The organism is Streptomyces sp. MB09-01, from assembly GCF_033794505.1.
Taxonomy (GTDB): Bacteria; Actinomycetota; Actinomycetes; order Streptomycetales; family Streptomycetaceae; genus Streptomyces.
The window spans coordinates 1-1846 of record NZ_JARAYQ010000523.1; the positions used below are offsets into that span (position 1 = coordinate 1).

2 protein-coding genes are annotated in these 1846 nt (G+C 72.7%); both read right to left on the minus strand.

Annotated features, from left to right (window positions below; translation table 11 throughout):
• Positions 1-67: 67 nt before the first annotated feature.
• Complete coding sequence (locus PV721_RS43140; RefSeq protein WP_319734306.1) at positions 68-721, minus strand: hypothetical protein; 654 nt, start codon at positions 719-721, stop codon at positions 68-70.
• A 196-nt stretch (positions 722-917) separates the two neighbouring features.
• The coding region (locus PV721_RS43145) for a DUF6884 domain-containing protein (RefSeq protein WP_416371302.1) at positions 918-1846 on the minus strand (929 nt) is incomplete at its 5' end.

The following is a 1846-nucleotide window of genomic DNA, read 5'->3' on the forward strand; positions in this document are numbered from 1 at the left end:
AACCAGCTCCTCAGCGCCTGACCCGCCCCCTCCCCTCCCCCGGCGCCGGGGGAGGGGAGGGGGCGGGTCAGGCGCTGAGGAGCTGGTTACCGGTGCGCTGCCAGTACCCGGCGGGGGCGCGGTCCGCGCGGCACTCGTAGGTGCCGTAGGCGGTCACCTTGAACTCGTCGTCGCAGACCAGGATGCGGGCGTCCGGGATGAACTCCAGCGTCTTGCTGTCGGCGGGGAAATCTCTGAAGCACTGGAATCGGTGGGGGGTGTTCAGGAACCAGTAGACGTCGCCGCGTTCCAGGTCGGTGTACCGCACGCTCACCGTGTCGGCGGGGTGGAGCTTGCACCAGGTGCGCACGCCGAGGGTGGCGCAGATGTCCTTGACCCGGTCGTAGAGGACGTCGAAGGCGTCCGGGGCGATGCCGAGCGCGCGGTCGGTTTCCCCGCTCGGGCCGGTGAAGTGGACGGGGCCCCGGACTTCGAGGCCGTCGAAGCCGTAGCGGGCGGCGAGGTGCTGCGCCACGGTGTTGGGGGCGCCCTGGTCGCCGGGGTGGTAGTGCATGTCCGTCTCGGCGTCGAGCGGGACGGTGGTGTACGCGCCGGGGCCGGAGAAGAGGCCGGTGAGCTCCCACTCGACGTGGGGGTCTCCGAAGGACCACGCAACGAGGTGGTCGGGGTGGAGCGTGCCGAAGCAGCTGAATTCGTGCGGGTGGGTGAAGTCCAGGGGCATGCGGTTCTCCAGGGTGTGTGGGTTTCCGGTCGTGGTCGACTGCCACCGTCGACCACGAGACAACTATACCTCAGATTCATCATTCTCGGGAGATCTTCGGCCCTGTTTTCGCTGCTCAGAGCCACCCTCGTTGCCGCTCCCGATACGCAGAACTGGCCTCGCCCGTTACGGGCGAGGCCAGTTGGCTTGGCGGCATTCAGGCCGTGGGCGCGGCCGCGGCAGTCAGCTGGTGAAGGACGTCGAGCGGCCGCTCGGCTCGCGCCAGCCGGGCAAGGCGGGCGCGCTGCTCCCCGATGCCTCGGCAGCCGGCGAGCGGCTGCAGGGTGTCCGGGCGCAGCTGCGTGACGGCCTGGACGTAGGCGCGGCCGCCGAGGGCGACGACCGGCCGCGGGCCGGGCAGGATGCCGAGCTGCGCGGCCTGGACGGCGAGCAGCTCGGCGGTGACGGAGCCGGGCTGGCCCATGCGCAGGTCATACGGAAAGAGCGGCTCGTCGAGGGTGACGAAGCCGTGCTGCGCCGAGAGGACGACGACGTCGCCGGTGGCGCCGGCGAGACGCTCGGCCGCCTGTCGGCACAGGAGGTGATAGCTGCCCCGGTAGAGGTCGCGGGCTGGCAGGGCTGTCCTGGTGGGCGCCTTGACGCCGCTGCACGGTACGACGATGACGGGCCCGAGCGGGCCGGGGGCCGTCGACCGGGGGGTCTCGCGTACGTCGAGGGCGGCGCCGGCGCTGCGGCTGCTGTTCACGGGGACGAGGCCTTCGTGTTCGGCTGGCTGCCAGGGGTAGGGGTCGCCGACGTGGCGGCGGGCCCAGGCCATCGCGCGGCCGGTGGCGGGATCGACGACGTCCCAGCCCGCGGCGGCGTACGCGCGCAGATTGTCGTCCGTGTGGTCGGGCGCCTGGACAGCCCGGAGGTCGATACGGGCGACCGCCTGGGCCACGGCGTCGGCGAGGGTGGTGGCGCAGCGCACGACGGCTTCGCGGGGCACCGGGGCGGTGCGGGGCATCAGCTGGTCGACGTGCCACTGCCGGCCGGTGCGGAAGGCCTCCAGGTGCGCGGCGGCGTGGCGGAAGCGGTGGACGGTGCTGTAGGCGCCGGCCCGGTAGACGACGCGGCGGCGGGGGC